The organism is Pseudomonas sp. PMCC200344 (genome assembly GCF_030053095.1).
Classification (GTDB): Bacteria; Pseudomonadota; Gammaproteobacteria; order Pseudomonadales; family Pseudomonadaceae; genus Aquipseudomonas; species Aquipseudomonas svalbardensis.
The window spans coordinates 426,011-440,695 of the sequence record NZ_CP125618.1 but is presented as its reverse complement, the minus strand read 5'-3'; the positions used below and the strand labels follow the sequence as shown (position 1 = coordinate 440,695).

Here is a 14,685-nt window from a genome sequence, read left to right as displayed (position 1 = left end):
GAGTTCCACTATGAGTGCTCTTTCAAAGGGATGGTCCGCGGCCGCTCCAGCCAGGCGCCTTCGCCGTCGGGAACGATTTCGACCACATCGACCTGCGAGCCATTGATGGCGACGATCCGCCCATCGTTACGTCCCAGGTAATCGCCGACTTTCAACCGATGCACCCCGCCCGCCCCGCGCAGCAGCGCAAAGGAGCCGGTCGCATTGGCGATCGTTCCGACCATTTCAAACTGCTCGATGTTGAAACCTTCGAGGTACTGCTTGACCCGATTCGGGTCAGGTTTGACGTTACGCGAACCGTGTTTCTGGCCGGCCAGATCGACTCTGATCTGTCGGGAAAACGGGCTTCGCAGGTTGGCGGCGCTGTAGGTGAATGTTGGGTAAGATCGAAATGTCGGCGTTGGTTCAATCTTGCCGGGCGCACGCAAACGCATTTCGTTCATGTATGCATCCAAGTCGCTGAAGTCATTGTCGCTGCCGCAACCGGCCAGGCCGGCGACCAACACCACCATCGAAAAACAACGAATCGGGGTCATTTTTGCAGCCCCTTGTCGTTGTAGCGGTAGGTCTTGGCGAGGATGCTCATGCGCAACTTCGGACCACCTTCCGGGTTGGCCGGCGCAAGGTCGAAGTCATGCAGGGTGACAATCCGTGGCAGCCCGGCGACGCCGCTGACGAAGGTGGCCAGGTCATGATAGGCACCGGTGACGGTGATCTGGATCGGCAGCTCGATGTAGAACTGCTGCGTGTTCTCCGGCAGCAGCTTGATCTCTTCGAACTCCAGGCCACTGCCCAGGCCGGTGCGAGTGATGTCTTCCAGCAGACCGGGCACTTCGGTGTCACTGGGCAATTGCCGCAGCAGCACGCCAAAGGAGTTCTCCATTTCCTTCATCTGCTGCGTATACAGCTCCAGATTCGCCGCCATGCGGGCTTTGTTGGCGAATTGCTCCTTGAGGGTCGACTCCTCCTCGCGCTTGAGTTCGAGATGGCTCTGAAGGTCGCTGATGGAAAAACTGTAGCCCAGTGAAAGCACCAGAATCATGAGCAGGATACCCGCCAGTGCCTTGATTGCTGGCGGCCAGGAACCCATGTTATTGGTGTCCAGGTCATTGATGTCGATCTTGCGCAGGCCTTCGAACCAGTCAGACAGCCTCATTTGGCACCCTCCGCAGCGGCGGGCTGAGTTTGACGAACGGTCAGCTGAAAGACGTTGGCCTGAACCAGTTGACCGGCGGTCGTCGCTTTGACTTCCGTGAGGCTGGGCGCATCAAACCAGTCGGACGCATCCAGATTGCGCATCAGGTCTGACACACGATTGTTGGACTCCGCCGCTCCGGTGATGGACAAGGACTTGCCGGCCATTTTCACCTCAGTGAAATACACGCCGTCAGGCAGCGTCCGCGCCAGTTGATCGAAAATACGCCCGCTGATCGGCCGGTTGCCTTGCAGGTCCTGAATGATGCGCATGCGCTCGACCAGTTGCTGGCGACGAGCCTTCAAATCGCTGATCTGTTGAATCCGCTCGTCGACCACGGCAATCTGTTTGCCGATGTAATCGTTACGAGCCACTTGCCGATCGATAGCGCCACTGATGGCCTGGTTCGCGATCAGCACCGCGCCCACGGCCCCCACCATCACACCGACCAACGCCAGCAAAAAGCGTTTGCGGCGCGCTTCACGCTGCTCTTCGCGCCAGGGTAAAAGATTGATCCGTGCCATCAGTCGAAACTCCTGAGGGCCAGCCCGCAGGCGATCATCAGTGCCGGCGCATCGCTGGCCAAGGCACCGGCGTTGACCTTGCTGCTCAGGGTCATGTCGGAGAATGGGTTAGCCACCTGCGTCGGCGTACCCAATCGTTGCTCGATCAACCGGTCCAGCCCCGGGACCGATGCGGTACCGCCGGCCAACAGAATGTGGTCGACCGAGTTGTACTGACCGGAGGCGAAGAAAAACTGCAACGAACGCGACACCTGCTGCACCAGCGCATCGCGAAACGGCTGCAACACCTCATTGACGTAATCGTCCGGCAAACCACCCTGCTTCTTCGCCAGCCCTGCCTGCTCAAGGGTCAGGCCATAACGTCGCTGGATTTCCTCCGTCAGTTGACGACCGCCGAACAATTGCTCGCGAGTGTAGATGATCCGCCCCTGGTGCAGCACGCTCAGGGTGGTCATGGTTGCGCCGATATCGACCACCGCTACCGTCAGACGCTCCTGAGAAGCAGCCAGTTGGCTCGCCAGCAATCCGTAGGAACGCTCCAGCGCATAGGCCTCGACGTCGACCACGCGGGCTGTCAGACCGGCCAGGGCCAGGGCCGCTTCCCGGACCTCGACGTTTTCCTTGCGACAGGCCGCCAGCAGCACATTGACTCGCTCGGGGTTGCGCACAGAAACGCCCTGGACCTCAAAGTCGATGGCCACTTCATCCAATGGATAAGGGATGTATTGATCGGCCTCGATCTTCAGCTGGTTTTCCATTTCGTCGTCGGAAAGACCGGCGTCCATCTCGATGGTCTTGGTGATCACCGCCGAACCGGCCACGGCCACGGCGACGTTCTTGAGGTTGGTTCTGGCCTTGAGCAGCACGCGCGCGAGTGCCTGCCCTACGCCTTCGAGCTCGGCGATATTTTTCTCGACCACCGCGTTGGTGGGTAAAGGTTCCACCGCATAGGCCTCGACCCGATAACGGTCGCCTTGGCGGCTTAGCTCCAGAAGCTTGACCGACGTGGAGCTGATGTCGATCCCCAGAAGCGTATTGGCCTTTTTATTGAAGAGTCCTAGCACTACCAATTCCCTATGACTATCCGTGTCTTACGGACTCTGTAATATCCGTTGCGTTCAAACCACCCGTCTTGACAGCAGCGCAAATGACGCCCCCGACGGAAAAATGCTTATAATGCCCAGCGTTTTTTTCCGGTTTTTACTTCAAGCGCGGGTCGTTCCCTGTTTATCTGAACCCTGATGCCTAATTCATTCTTTGCCCTGGATGTCCAAAAGCCTTGATTCGTCTGCTGAAATTTTTCGGTTGGTCCATCGTCGCCGTTTTCTGCGGACTGCTCCTTGGTCTTAGCGGCGCCTTTCTCTACCTTAGTCCGGGTTTACCATCCGTGGAGGCGCTGAGAAGCATCCAGTTGCAGATTCCTTTGCGGGTCTACAGCAGCGACAACAAGCTGATCGCAGAATTTGGCGAAATGCGCCGCACACCGATCCGGTTCGCCGACATTCCCCCCAATTTCATTAATGCGTTACTAAGTGCTGAAGACGACAACTTCGCCAACCACTACGGTGTCGACCCCAGCAGCCTGATGCGCGCGGCCACCCAGTTGGTAAAAAGCGGACACATTCAGTCCGGCGGCAGCACCATCACCATGCAGGTGGCGAAGAACTTCTTCCTGACCAGCGAACGCAGCTTCTCGCGCAAAACCACCGAAATTCTCCTGGCCCTGCAGATTGAACGGCAGCTGACCAAGGACGAGATTCTTGAGCTGTACGTCAACAAGATCTATCTGGGCAACCGCGCCTACGGCATCGAAGCCGCTGCACAGGTTTACTACGGCAAGTCGATTCGTGACGTCAGCCTCGCGCAGATGGCGATGATCGCCGGCCTGCCAAAAGCCCCCTCGCGCTTTAACCCGCTGGCCAACCCGGCGCGCAGCAAGGAACGTCGCGACTGGATCCTTGGGCGCATGTACAAGCTCGGCAAAATCACCGAAGCCGATTACACCACCGCGATCAACGAGCCGCTGAACGCCAGTTATCACGTGCCGACCCCGGAAGTGAATGCGCCGTACATCGCTGAAATGGCCCGCGCCGAAATGGTCGGCCGTTATGGCAGCGACGCTTATACCGAGGGTTTCCGCGTCACCACCACGGTGCCGAGCAACCTGCAGGAAATGGCCAACACCGCGGTCCACGAAGGGTTGATGACCTACGACCAGCGTCATGGTTATCGCGGACCGGAGTCGCGCCTGCCGGGCAAGACTCGCGAGGCCTGGACAATCGAGCTGACCAAACAGCGCACCATCAGCAGCCTTGAACCTGCCATCGTCACCCAGGTCGACAAGACCGGCCTGCAAGTGATGACCCGTACCGGTGACGAACATGTCGGCTGGGACAGCATGAAATGGGCGCGCCCCTTCCTGAACACCAACAGCATGGGCCCCAACCCGAAACAGCCTTCGGACGTCGCCCAGGTCGGCGACCTGATTCGTGTGCAGCGCCAGCCGGACAACTCGCTGAAATTCAGTCAGATCCCCCAGGCTCAGGGCGCGCTGGTTTCCCTCGATCCGCAGAACGGTGCCATTCGCTCCCTGGTCGGCGGCTTCGCCTTCGAACAGAGCAACTACAACCGCGCCATGCAGGCCAAGCGTCAGCCGGGTTCGAGCTTCAAGCCGTTCGTCTACAGTGCGGCGCTGGATAACGGCTACACCGCCTCCAGCCTGGTGAACGACGCACCGATCGTGTTTGTCGACGAATACCTGGACAAGGTCTGGCGCCCGAAGAACGACACCAACACGTTCCTCGGCCCGATCCGCTTGCGTGAAGGCCTGTACAAGTCGCGTAACCTGGTTTCGATCCGGTTGGTGCAAGCCATGGGCGTTGGCAGGACCATCGATTACATCACGCGCTTTGGCTTCAACAAGCAGGACCTGCCGCCCAACCTGTCACTGGCGCTGGGCACCGCGACGCTGACGCCAATGGAAATCGCCACCGGCTGGAGCACTTTCGCCAACGGCGGCTACAAGATCAGCCCCTACATCATCGACAAGATCGAAAGCCGCAATGGTGACACGCTGTTCGTCGCCAACCCGCCGAGCGTCCCGAAAGGCAACGTCGTCACCGACGGCATCGCCGCCCCTGTCGCCGCCAACGCCTTCACCGTCAACGCAACCCCGGGCGAAGCGCTGACTGCCCAGCCAGCGCCACAAACGCCGGCCGTGGCCGAGCGCATCGTCGATGGTCGCACCACTTTCATCCTCAACAGCATGCTCGAGGACGTCATCAAACTCGGCACCGGCCGCCGCGCCCTGGCCTTGGGCCGCAGCGACATTGCGGGCAAGACCGGTACCACCAACGAGTCCAAGGACGCCTGGTTCTCGGGGTACAACGCCGATTATGTGACCACTGTCTGGACCGGTTTCGACCAGCCTGAAAGCCTGGGCCGCAAGGAGTTCGGCGGTACCGTCGCCCTGCCGATCTGGATGAACTACATGGGCGCCGCGCTCAAAGGTATGCCGCCTCATACGCAGGCAGAGCCGGAAGGCATCCTCAGCCTGCGAGTCGACCCGATCAGCGGCCGTGCAGCCACCCCAGGCACGCCAGGCGCCTACTTCGAGCTGTTCAAGGCCGAAGACACGCCACCGTCGGCGAACGAGCTGGGCAACGGCACTGCGCCGGGTAGCCCACTGCCTGCGGATGAAGCGGCGCCGATCGATTTGTTCTGATCGCCTGAAGCTGCAAAAAGCCCCGCCTTTGAAAGAAGAGCGGGGCTTTTTTTGTGCCTGCAATCCCTACACCGCCTGTGATGGCCCCATCGCGAGCAGGCTCGCTCCCACAGTGGATTTGGGTGTACCCGGGATTCACGTACACATCGGTCAAATGTGGGAGTGAGCCTGCTCGCGATGAGGCCATTACTACCGCTGCAAAACGCTAAGTCATAAAAAAGCCCCGACTTGTTAGAGCCGGGGCTTTCTGTTGAAGCGCTACAACGACTTAGCCGTTGAACACATCATCCACGCTTTTCAGCGGGTAGTTCTTCGGATACGGCAGGGTCGCTACGCCGGTCTCGATCGCAGCCTTGGCCACAGCATCGGAGATCACGGTGATCAAACGGGCATCCATTGGTTTCGGAATGATGTACTCACGACCGAATTCCAGTTTGATGCCGCCGTAGGCGTCGCACACGTCCTGAGGAACCGGCAGCTTGGCCAGTTCACGCAGGGCGTTGGCCGCAGCCACTTTCATTTCTTCGTTGATGCGCTTGGCGCGAACGTCCAGGGCGCCACGGAAGATGAACGGGAAGCCCAGCACGTTGTTGACCTGGTTTGGGTAGTCCGAACGGCCGGTCGCCATGATCACGTCGTCACGGGTGGCGTGAGCCAGTTCCGGGGAGATTTCCGGGTCCGGGTTGGAGCACGCGAACACGATCGGGTTGGCCGCCATGGATTTCAGGCCTTCAGCGCTCAGCAGGTTCGGGCCGGACAGGCCGACGAACACGTCCGCGCCTTTCAGGGCGTCGGCCAGCGTGCGTTTTTCAGTCGCGTGAGCGAAAACAGCCTTGTACTGGTTCAGGTCGTCACGGCCGGAGTGGATCACGCCGGTACGGTCAACCATGAAGATGTTTTCGATGTTGGCACCCATGCTCACCAGCAATTTCATGCAGGAGATGGCGGCCGCACCGGCGCCCAGGCAGACGATCTTGGCGTCAGCGAGGGTTTTGCCAGCGATTTCCAGGGCGTTGATCATGCCGGCCGCAGTAACAATCGCGGTGCCGTGCTGGTCATCGTGGAATACCGGAATGTCGCACTGCTCGATCAGAGCGCGTTCGATCTCAAAGCACTCTGGTGCCTTGATGTCTTCCAGGTTGATGCCACCGAAGGTGATGGAGATACGCTTGACGGTGTCGATGAAGGCTTGCGGGCTTTCGGAGTCGACTTCGATGTCGAAAACGTCGATGCCGGCGAAGCGCTTGAACAGCACGCCTTTACCTTCCATTACTGGCTTGGAAGCCAATGGGCCGAGGTTACCCAGGCCGAGAATTGCGGTGCCATCGGAAATGACTGCAACCAGATTGCCCTTGCCGGTGTACTTGTAGGCGAGTTCAGGGTCGCGGGCGATTTCGCGTACTGGTTCGGCTACGCCGGGGCTGTAGGCCAGCGACAGATCGCGGGCGGTAGCGGTGGCCTTGGTGAGCTCGACACTCAGCTTCCCTGGACGAGGATGGGCGTGATATTCGAGAGCGGCAGTTTTCAAATCAGACATGTGGGCATTCCGCTTTTACTGTTGGACAGACGGACCGCCGAGGATACGCGTGTCGCAAAGTCCCCACAAGACTGACCAGTCACCCCTGTCAAGCGCCCGGCCCTACGACTTTGGACCAAGAGCCGCGAAACATAAGGGATATACTGTTCACAATCGACATAAAAAATGTCTACAATTTTTATCACTGCGCTATCTGAAGCATCGCTGGGTCGGTCAATGGCAGAAGCCAGCGTGCCTGCCCTTCTTTCAGTCCGCCACGCCGCGAACGGTCCAGCACCCAGCCACGGGCCTCGATCTGCCTGCCCTTCAGCCGCTCGAGATTCGCCACATCGAACTGCCCCAGCAAATTGGGCGCAACGCGCAGTACAACCGAATCCTGCAACTCGATCCAAACCCCACCGCGATTGCGCTGAACCTTGCTCACACGACCGCTGAGCACAGCGAAACCGGAAGTGTTGATCTGCTCCGCTTTCAGTACAGGGGATTGACGCCACAACCCGAGTCCGGCCTGACGGGCGTTGTGTTCCGCCGCTTGCTGGCAGTCGACCAGATCGACATTCGGCGCGACCGCCACCTGGAAACCGAGTCCTTCAGCGAGCATCTGCGCTTCAAGGTTGGCGCCATCGGCGCTGTAGACATGGGCCAAGGTGCGACCGTAATGGTCTTGGCTTTCTTTACCGGGCAATAAACCGACCCGTCCGTCGCTGGCAGCCACCAGTGCTTCCAGGCGTTGGCGTGCCGCCACCGCGAACGGCTCGTCGGAGCGACCTTTCTTGCCCAGCTCCGGCGTATTCAAACCGATCATGCGCACGCTGCGGCCATCGCTCAGGCGCAGCGTGTCACCATCCACTACCCGTTGCACCGCGACCGATGTCAGCCCGCTCGGCGCCGGGCAGAAGGCCTGGGCACCGGAAAACCAAATCGCAGACACAAAAAAGGCGCCCACGAGGGACGCCTTTTTCATCAGCAAGGTAAAGCCCATGGGGCTTTGCAACCTTATTCTGCAGCAGCAGGAGCTTTCTTGCCGAAAGCACCGAAACGGTCTGCGAAGCGCTGTACACGGCCGCCAGTATCCAGAGTCTTCTGCTTACCGGTGTAGAACGGGTGGCACTCGTTGCATACGTCAGTACCCAGTGGCTTGCACAGGTTCGAACGAGTTTCGAACTTGTTGCCGCAGCTGCAAGTTACTTCGATGGTTTCGTACGCTGGATGGATATCGGCTTTCATGGTGTATTCCTCAGGCTAGCGTGCCGCCACTCAACACTATTGTTGAATACCGCACATAATTAGGCCGCGGATTCTACCAGACCTTTGCAATCACGCAAGCTGTCCCTTACACCGACCGTCTGCTAGGCTCCCGGCCTGATATGCGCCCCTTGTGGGAGCGGGCTTGCTCGCGAATGCGGTGTGTCAGGCAGCGATAAGATGTCTGATCCACCGCATTCGCGAGCAAGCCCGCTCCCACAATTAATATGCGTCCGACTTCTTTTACTGCCCGTTTATCGAGATCCCCCCGCGTGCCCGACGCCATTTTGCGCCTCGCCCTGCCTTCGCCCCTGCGCCGCCTGTTCGATTACCGTGCCCCGGCCGGAATCCTGCGTGCCCAGTTGCAGCCGGGCATGCGCCTGCGGGTGCCGTTCGGCCGACGGGAGATGATCGGGATTCTGGTGGAGGTGACCGATCGCAGCGAAGTGCCGGTAGAAAAGCTCAAGCCGGCCCTGGCCCTGCTCGATGCCACCCCGCCGCTGCCGCCAGCGCTGTTCAAACTGTGCCTGTGGACCTCCCAGTATTACCAGCACAGCCTCGGCGACACGTTGAGCTGGGCGCTGCCGGTACTGTTGCGACAAGGCGAACTGGCCGAAGCACGGCAGGAACGCTTCTGGTCCGCCGCGCCCGGCGCCAGCCTTGATGACCCGCGCATCGCTCGCGCCCCGCGTCAACGGGAGGCCCTGGCGACCCTCGCCCAACATCCCCACGGCGTCGCTCATCAGTTGTTGAGCAAACTGATGCTGAGCAAGGACAGCCTGGATTTGCTGCTGGCCAAGGATCTGGTGCAAGTCGAAATCCGCAAGCACGCCCCCGGCGCCCGCCACGAACACTGGCTGGCGCAGCCGGAACTGCCGCTCAACCCGGAGCAGCGTGCGGCCTATGAGGCGATTCGCGCCGGGTTCGACAGTTATCACGCGTTCCTGCTGGCCGGCGTCACCGGCAGTGGCAAGACCGAAGTCTATTTGCAGCTGATCCGCGAAACGCTCGAGGCTGGCAAACAAGCGCTGGTGCTGATCCCGGAGATCAACCTCGGCCCGCAGACCCTGGCGCGCTTCGAGCAGCGCTTCAATGCACGCATCGCGCTGATTCACTCGGCGGTCAACGACCGCGAGCGCCTCGAAGCCTGGCTCGCCGCCCGGGACGGTGACGCCGACATCATTATTGGCACCCGCTCGGCGCTGTTCACGCCGATGAAGAACCCCGGCCTGATCATCATCGATGAAGAGCACGACGGTTCCTATAAACAGCAGGAAGGCCTGCGCTATCACGCCCGCGACCTGGCACTGGTGCGCGCACGCCAGGAAAACATTCCGATTGTCCTCGGCTCCGCCACGCCTTCGCTGGAAAGCCTGCACAACGCCTACACCGGTCGTTATGGCCTCCTGCGATTAAACGAGCGTGCCGGTGGCGCCAAGCAACCGCGTTTCCTACGCCTGGACGTGAAAAGCCGCCCACTGGACAGCGGCATTTCCGGGCCGATGCAGCAGGCCATCGGCCAGACGCTGGCCGCTGGCCAACAAGTGTTGGTGTTCCTCAACCGTCGCGGTTTTGCCCCGACCTTGCTGTGTCACGACTGCGGCTGGATGTCCGAGTGCCAGCGCTGCGATGCGCGCATGACCGTGCACCAGCGCTCCGGCGAACTGCGTTGTCACCATTGTGGCTACGTCGAACGCGTCCCTCGCCATTGCCCGAAATGCGGCAAGGTCGATTTGCGGCCAGTCGGCGCCGGCACCGAGCGCGCCGAGGAACGGCTGGGGATTCTATTCCCGGACGTCCCGGTGCTGCGGGTCGACCGCGACAGCACTTCGCGCAAAGACGCGATGAATCAACTGTTCGCGACCATCCAGAAGGGCCAACCGTGCATTCTGGTGGGCACGCAAATGCTTGCCAAAGGGCACCACTTTCCACGGGTGACCCTGGTATCGATTCTCGATGCCGACGGCGGGCTGTTTTCCGGCGACTTCCGCGCCAGCGAGCGCATGGCGCAGTTGATCGTCCAGGTTGCCGGGCGTGCGGGACGCGCTGAAGAGCCGGGCAAAGTGATCATCCAGACGCACCTGGCCGACCATCCGCTGCTGGTGCAATTGACTGAACAGGGCTACTTCGCCTTTGCCGAGCAGGCGTTGAGCGAACGTCGCTCGGCGGGGCTGCCACCGTTTGCGCACTTGGCGCTACTGCGGGCCGAAGCGCACAAACCGGGACAAGCTGAAGGCTTTCTTGATGAGGCGTGCAGCGAGGCCGAGCGCTTGCTGGCCGAACAGAACCTGACCGGGATCGAGTTGCTCGGGCCGGTGCCGGCGCCAATGGAACGCCGGGCCGGGCGTTATCGTGCGCAGTTGTTGCTGCAAGCGACGGCGCGGGCGCCGCTGCATCGACTATTAAGCAGCTGGCTGCTGGTGTTGGAGCAAATGCCGAGTGGGCGGGCGGTGCGTTGGTCGCTGGATGTCGATCCTGTGGATTTGTATTGAATTAGAGATCGCCTTCGCGAGCAAGCCCGCTTGTGTCTTGCGCAGGAATTAGACTGAGGGTGAGAGCGGTGAGTGGCAAGCTGAATGCCCGGAGTGCTTAAAGCACGTGTGGGAGCCCATGCTGCCATTCACCTCTCCGCTCTGGTTATTGAGCCCGAACAGTTGAACGAGCCGACCTCGAACATTACAAGCGTGGTGCCCAGCCAGAGCGCTCTCACCTTTGAGTGTAAGAGGGATCGGCTATGTTTTCCTGCGCAGGCATCGATGTTTCCAAAGATACCCTTGAAGTTCGGATTAACCCGCAAGACGTTGGCGCGAGTCACCTCAATACCGCCAGTGATTTCCTTGCGCTGATTGACTGGTTAAAGCGCTATCAGGTCAGCCGCGTATTGCTGGAAGCCACCGGCGGCTATGAGCGAGAGGTCATGAAAGCGCTTCAGGCTGCCGGCTTCGAAGTCTTGCGGATCAACCCTCGCCGAGCCAGGGATTTTGCCAAGGCCATGGGGCAGCGCGCTAAAACCGACCCGATAGATGCGCGGCTGCTCGCGCAGTTTGCCGAAGTCATAAAGTCGCCAAGCAACCGAATCACCAGCCCTGAACAGGACAATTTGCGTGCGCTGGTACAGCAGCGCGAAAATTTTGTTCAGCAGCAAGGCGACGATATACGGCGCCTTAAAACAGCCTCTGCTGACACGGTAAAACCCTGTCTGCGAAGTCATATCGACTATTTATGCCAAGCCATAAAGTCGATAGAAAAGCTGATCCGTCAAACTGCTAAAGACCTGGACAGTGATAAAACGGCCCGTTTGTGCTCGGTCAAGGGTATAGGGCTCGTGACGGCAGCCAGCTTGATGGCCTACTTACCCGAGCTGGGCGAGGTTGGACGGCACGAGATTGCAGCGCTGGCAGGCATAGCCCCCTACAACGACGACAGTGGCAAGCATGAAGGCCCCCGCCACATTAGCGGCGGCAGGTTTGCTGCGCGTCGGGCAATGTACATGGCGTGCTGGGTGGTGATTCAGCGACAGCCTGAGTTCAAAGCGCGGTATGACGCACTGCGTCATAAGGGTAAATGCGCAAAAGTAGCGCTCATCGCCTGTATGCGTGTGTTGTTGATACGGCTGAACGCCATGATCCGAGACCGAACCGAGTGGAAAGAACCCTTGGCCTAAACGGGTCGCGGTGTTCCTGTAGGGCATCGCATGGCCTAAAGCTGTGGGAGTTCAGCCGTCTATCAATATGCTTTCAAAATAAAGGTCATCAAGACAGTTGCTCCCACAGTGGTTTTGTGCCAGACACATAATGTATGAACACCGCTGATTAACTGTGGGAGCGGCGGTGCGACGATTCGACTTGCTCGCGAAGAGGCCCTAATAGTCACCACATATCCATAACCTGACCGCTATAGTTGGCAAGCCCGTCTTCGCAACGGATAATGCCCAGTTTTTCCACTAGCGCATCCAGGCGCCGCCGCGCTTGCGGTCGAAAGAGAACACCATGAAAGACACCATTCGCCAGCTGATCCAACAAGCCATCACCCAACTCGTCAACGAAGGTGTGTTGCCTGAAGGCCTGTCGCCGGCGATCCAGGTGGAAAACTCCCGTGACAAGACTCACGGCGATTTCGCCAGCAACATCGCGATGATGCTGGCCAAACCGGCCGGCATGAAGCCGCGTGACCTGGCCGAGAAAATCATCGCCGCGCTGCCGGCTGACGAAAACGTCACCAAGACCGAAATCGCCGGCCCTGGCTTCCTGAACTTCTTCCAGAACACCCAAGCCCTGGCCACTCGCCTGGACGCCGCTTTGGCCGACGAGCACATCGGCGTGCGTAAGGCCGGCCCGGTGCAGCGCACCGTCGTCGACCTGTCGGCACCGAACCTGGCCAAAGAGATGCACGTCGGCCACTTGCGCTCGACCATCATCGGCGACGGCGTGGCGCGCGTACTGGAATTCCTCGGCGACGAAGTGATCCGTCAGAACCACGTCGGCGACTGGGGCACCCAGTTCGGCATGCTGATGGCGTATCTGCAGGAAAACCCGATCACCAGCGATGAGCTGTCGGACCTGGAAAACTTCTACCGTGCGGCCAAACAACGCTTCGACGAATCCGAAGAGTTCGCAGATCGCGCCCGTGGTCTGGTGGTCAAGCTGCAAGCCGGCGACCCGGACTGCCTGGCGCTGTGGACCAAGTTCAAAGACATCTCGCTGTCGCACTGCCAGAAAATCTACGAACTGCTGAACGTCAAACTGACCATGGCTGACGTGATGGGTGAAAGCGCCTACAACGACGACCTGATCAACGTGGTCAACGACCTCAAGGCCGCCGGCCTGCTGGTCGAAAGCAACGGCGCCCAGTGCGTGTTCCTCGACGAGTTCAAGAATGCCGACGGCGACCCGCTGCCGGTGATCATCGTCAAGGCTGACGGTGGCTACCTCTACGCCACCACCGACCTGGCGGCCGTGCGTTACCGTAGCGGCAAGTTGAAGGCTGATCGCGCGCTGTACTTCGTCGACCAGCGCCAGGCCCTGCACTTCCAGCAAGTATTCCAGGTCGCGCGCCTGGCCGGCTTCGTGACGCACCCGATGGAAATGGAGCACATGGGCTTCGGCACCATGAACGGTAAAGATGGCCGCCCATTCAAAACCCGTGATGGCGGCACCGTGAAGCTGATCGACCTGCTGACCGAAGCCCAGGAACGCGCCTACACCCTGGTGAAGGACAAGAACCCAGAGCTGGCCGATGACGAGTTGCGCAACATCGCCAAGGTGGTGGGCATTGGCGCGGTGAAATACGCCGACCTGTCCAAGCACCGCACCAGCGACTACAGCTTCAACTTCGACCTGATGCTGAACTTCGAAGGCAACACTGCACCGTACCTGCTGTACGCCTACACCCGCGTGGCCGGTGTGTTCCGCAAACTCGGCAAGGACTTCAGCGAAGTCGAAGGCCAGATCGTCCTCGAAGCCGCGCATGAACACGAGCTGGCGGCGAAGCTCGCGCAGTTCGGCGAAGTGCTGAACAACGTTTCCGACAAAGGCACGCCGCACATCCTGTGCACCTACCTGTACGATGTTGCCGGCCTGTTCTCCAGCTTCTACGAGAACTGCCCGATCCTCAGTGCCGACACTCCGGCGCAAATGCAAAGCCGTCTGCGCCTCGCCGCGCTGACCGGCCGCACACTCAAGCAAGGCCTGGAACTGTTGGGTCTGGAAACTCTGGAGCGTATGTAAGTTGGCTGCCAAGAAAAAACCAGCACCCAAGCGTGGCGCCAGCCGTTACCAAGCTCCTGCAAAGCAACCGATCCCGGGTTGGCTGTGGATGGCCATCGGCCTGACGGTCGGCGCGTTTATTGTGTTCCTGATGAAACTGGAACCGGGCAAGGGCAGCGAGAGCGTCAAGCGCGAGAAGATCGAGCAGCAGAAAGCCAAGATCGCCGAGGCCAACAAGACCCCGCCGAGCCCGACGCAACCGGTGAAGCCGAAGTACGACTTCTACACCCTGTTGCCGGAATCGGAAGTCATCGTGCCGCCGGATGCCGTGCCGGAGAAAACCCTGCCGACGCCACAAGTGCCGGCCATTCCGACGACGCCGGTCACGCCAGAGCAAGCAGCGAAGATCGATACCGCGCGGGCTCAGGCGGCACTGGCCGGGATTACCCCGCCGCCAGCGCCACCGGTGTCCAAAGCGGCGCCAGTGACCAAGTTCTTCCTGCAGGCCGGCTCGTTCCGCAAGGAGGCTGATGCGGACAAGGTTCGGGCGCAGATCATCCTGCTCGGTCAGGCTGTGGCGGTTGAATCCGGCACCGTGAAAGACGAAACCTGGTATCGGGTATTGGTCGGACCGTTCAGCAACCGCGAGCAACTGACCACCGCCCAGAAACAACTGGCCGGCAGCGGGTTCAGCAACCTGTTGTTACAACAACGCCAAAGCCGCTGACCCTCCACTGATCGTTCCCATGCTCTGC

12 protein-coding genes are annotated in these 14,685 nt (G+C 60.1%); 5 read left to right on the top strand and 7 right to left on the bottom strand.

What is annotated here, in order from left to right; all coding sequences use genetic code 11:
- Positions 1–8: 8 nt before the first annotated feature.
- From QFW87_RS02035 to QFW87_RS02020, 4 genes are read right to left on the bottom strand one after another with little or no spacing between them, the layout of a single operon-like run.
- Positions 9–536, bottom strand: coding sequence for a pilus assembly protein PilP (locus QFW87_RS02035; RefSeq protein WP_283182625.1), 528 nt, complete (start codon positions 534–536; stop codon positions 9–11).
- On the bottom strand, positions 533–1,156 hold the full coding sequence (gene pilO, locus QFW87_RS02030) for a type 4a pilus biogenesis protein PilO (protein ID WP_283182624.1): 624 nt from the start codon (positions 1,154–1,156) through the stop codon (positions 533–535). The genes QFW87_RS02035 and pilO overlap by 4 nt, the downstream gene beginning before the upstream one ends.
- Positions 1,153–1,719 carry a PilN domain-containing protein gene (locus QFW87_RS02025; protein ID WP_283189694.1) on the bottom strand — a complete coding sequence of 189 codons (567 nt, stop codon included), beginning with the start codon at positions 1,717–1,719 and terminating at the stop codon, positions 1,153–1,155. Before QFW87_RS02025 ends, pilO begins: the two co-directional genes overlap by 4 nt.
- Positions 1,719–2,783 (bottom strand): pilus assembly protein PilM, encoded by a 1,065-nt coding sequence (locus QFW87_RS02020; RefSeq protein ID WP_283189693.1) that lies wholly within the window; start codon positions 2,781–2,783, stop codon positions 1,719–1,721. Before QFW87_RS02020 ends, QFW87_RS02025 begins: the two co-directional genes overlap by 1 nt.
- Positions 2,784–2,998: 215 nt before the next feature.
- On the opposite strand from QFW87_RS02020, the gene QFW87_RS02015 reads away from it, so the two are divergent.
- Positions 2,999–5,443: a penicillin-binding protein 1A gene (locus tag QFW87_RS02015; protein ID WP_283182621.1), complete on the top strand. Its 2,445-nt coding sequence runs from the start codon at positions 2,999–3,001 to the stop codon at positions 5,441–5,443.
- 268 nt (positions 5,444–5,711) lie between these two features.
- Here QFW87_RS02015 and QFW87_RS02010 read toward each other — a convergent pair whose 3' ends face one another.
- The 3 genes from QFW87_RS02010 to rpmE all read right to left on the bottom strand — a co-directional run bounded on the left by QFW87_RS02010 (position 5,712) and on the right by rpmE (position 8,207).
- Complete coding sequence (locus tag QFW87_RS02010; RefSeq protein WP_283182620.1) at positions 5,712–6,980, bottom strand: malic enzyme-like NAD(P)-binding protein; 1,269 nt, start codon at positions 6,978–6,980, stop codon at positions 5,712–5,714.
- Positions 6,981–7,161: 181 nt separating this feature from the next.
- Positions 7,162–7,962 carry a thermonuclease family protein gene (locus QFW87_RS02005; RefSeq protein ID WP_283189692.1) on the bottom strand — a complete coding sequence of 267 codons (801 nt, stop codon included), beginning with the start codon at positions 7,960–7,962 and terminating at the stop codon, positions 7,162–7,164.
- Positions 7,963–7,976: 14 nt separating this feature from the next.
- Positions 7,977–8,207, bottom strand: coding sequence for a 50S ribosomal protein L31 (gene rpmE / locus QFW87_RS02000; RefSeq protein WP_008080648.1), 231 nt, complete (start codon positions 8,205–8,207; stop codon positions 7,977–7,979).
- Between the two features lie 290 nt (positions 8,208–8,497).
- Between rpmE and QFW87_RS01995 the strand changes: the two genes are divergently transcribed.
- The 4 genes from QFW87_RS01995 to QFW87_RS01980 all read left to right on the top strand — a co-directional run bounded on the left by QFW87_RS01995 (position 8,498) and on the right by QFW87_RS01980 (position 14,657).
- Complete coding sequence (locus QFW87_RS01995) at positions 8,498–10,717, top strand: primosomal protein N' (RefSeq protein ID WP_283189691.1); 2,220 nt, start codon at positions 8,498–8,500, stop codon at positions 10,715–10,717.
- A gap of 242 nt (positions 10,718–10,959) precedes the next feature.
- Positions 10,960–11,889 (top strand): transposase, encoded by a 930-nt coding sequence (locus QFW87_RS01990; RefSeq protein WP_283180508.1) that lies wholly within the window; start codon positions 10,960–10,962, stop codon positions 11,887–11,889.
- A gap of 325 nt (positions 11,890–12,214) precedes the next feature.
- Positions 12,215–13,951: an arginine--tRNA ligase gene (gene argS, locus QFW87_RS01985; RefSeq protein ID WP_283189690.1), complete on the top strand. Its 1,737-nt coding sequence runs from the start codon at positions 12,215–12,217 to the stop codon at positions 13,949–13,951.
- Between the two features lies 1 nt (position 13,952).
- Entirely contained in the window at positions 13,953–14,657 is a 705-nt protein-coding gene (locus QFW87_RS01980; RefSeq protein WP_283189689.1) for an SPOR domain-containing protein, read from the top strand.
- Positions 14,658–14,685: the final 28 nt, after the last annotated feature.

Coding starts and splice junctions, on each gene's coding strand:
- QFW87_RS02035 (WP_283182625.1), bottom strand. CDS start 536: ATGACCCCGATTCGTTGTTTTTCGATGGTGGTGTTGGTCGCCGGCCTG.
- QFW87_RS02005 (WP_283189692.1), bottom strand. CDS start 7,962: ATGGGCTTTACCTTGCTGATGAAAAAGGCGTCCCTCGTGGGCGCCTTT.
- rpmE (WP_008080648.1), bottom strand. CDS start 8,207: ATGAAAGCCGATATCCATCCAGCGTACGAAACCATCGAAGTAACTTGC.
- pilO (WP_283182624.1), bottom strand. CDS start 1,156: ATGAGGCTGTCTGACTGGTTCGAAGGCCTGCGCAAGATCGACATCAAT.
- QFW87_RS01990 (WP_283180508.1), top strand. CDS start 10,960: ATGTTTTCCTGCGCAGGCATCGATGTTTCCAAAGATACCCTTGAAGTT.
- QFW87_RS02025 (WP_283189694.1), bottom strand. CDS start 1,719: ATGGCACGGATCAATCTTTTACCCTGGCGCGAAGAGCAGCGTGAAGCG.
- QFW87_RS02010 (WP_283182620.1), bottom strand. CDS start 6,980: ATGTCTGATTTGAAAACTGCCGCTCTCGAATATCACGCCCATCCTCGT.
- argS (WP_283189690.1), top strand. CDS start 12,215: ATGAAAGACACCATTCGCCAGCTGATCCAACAAGCCATCACCCAACTC.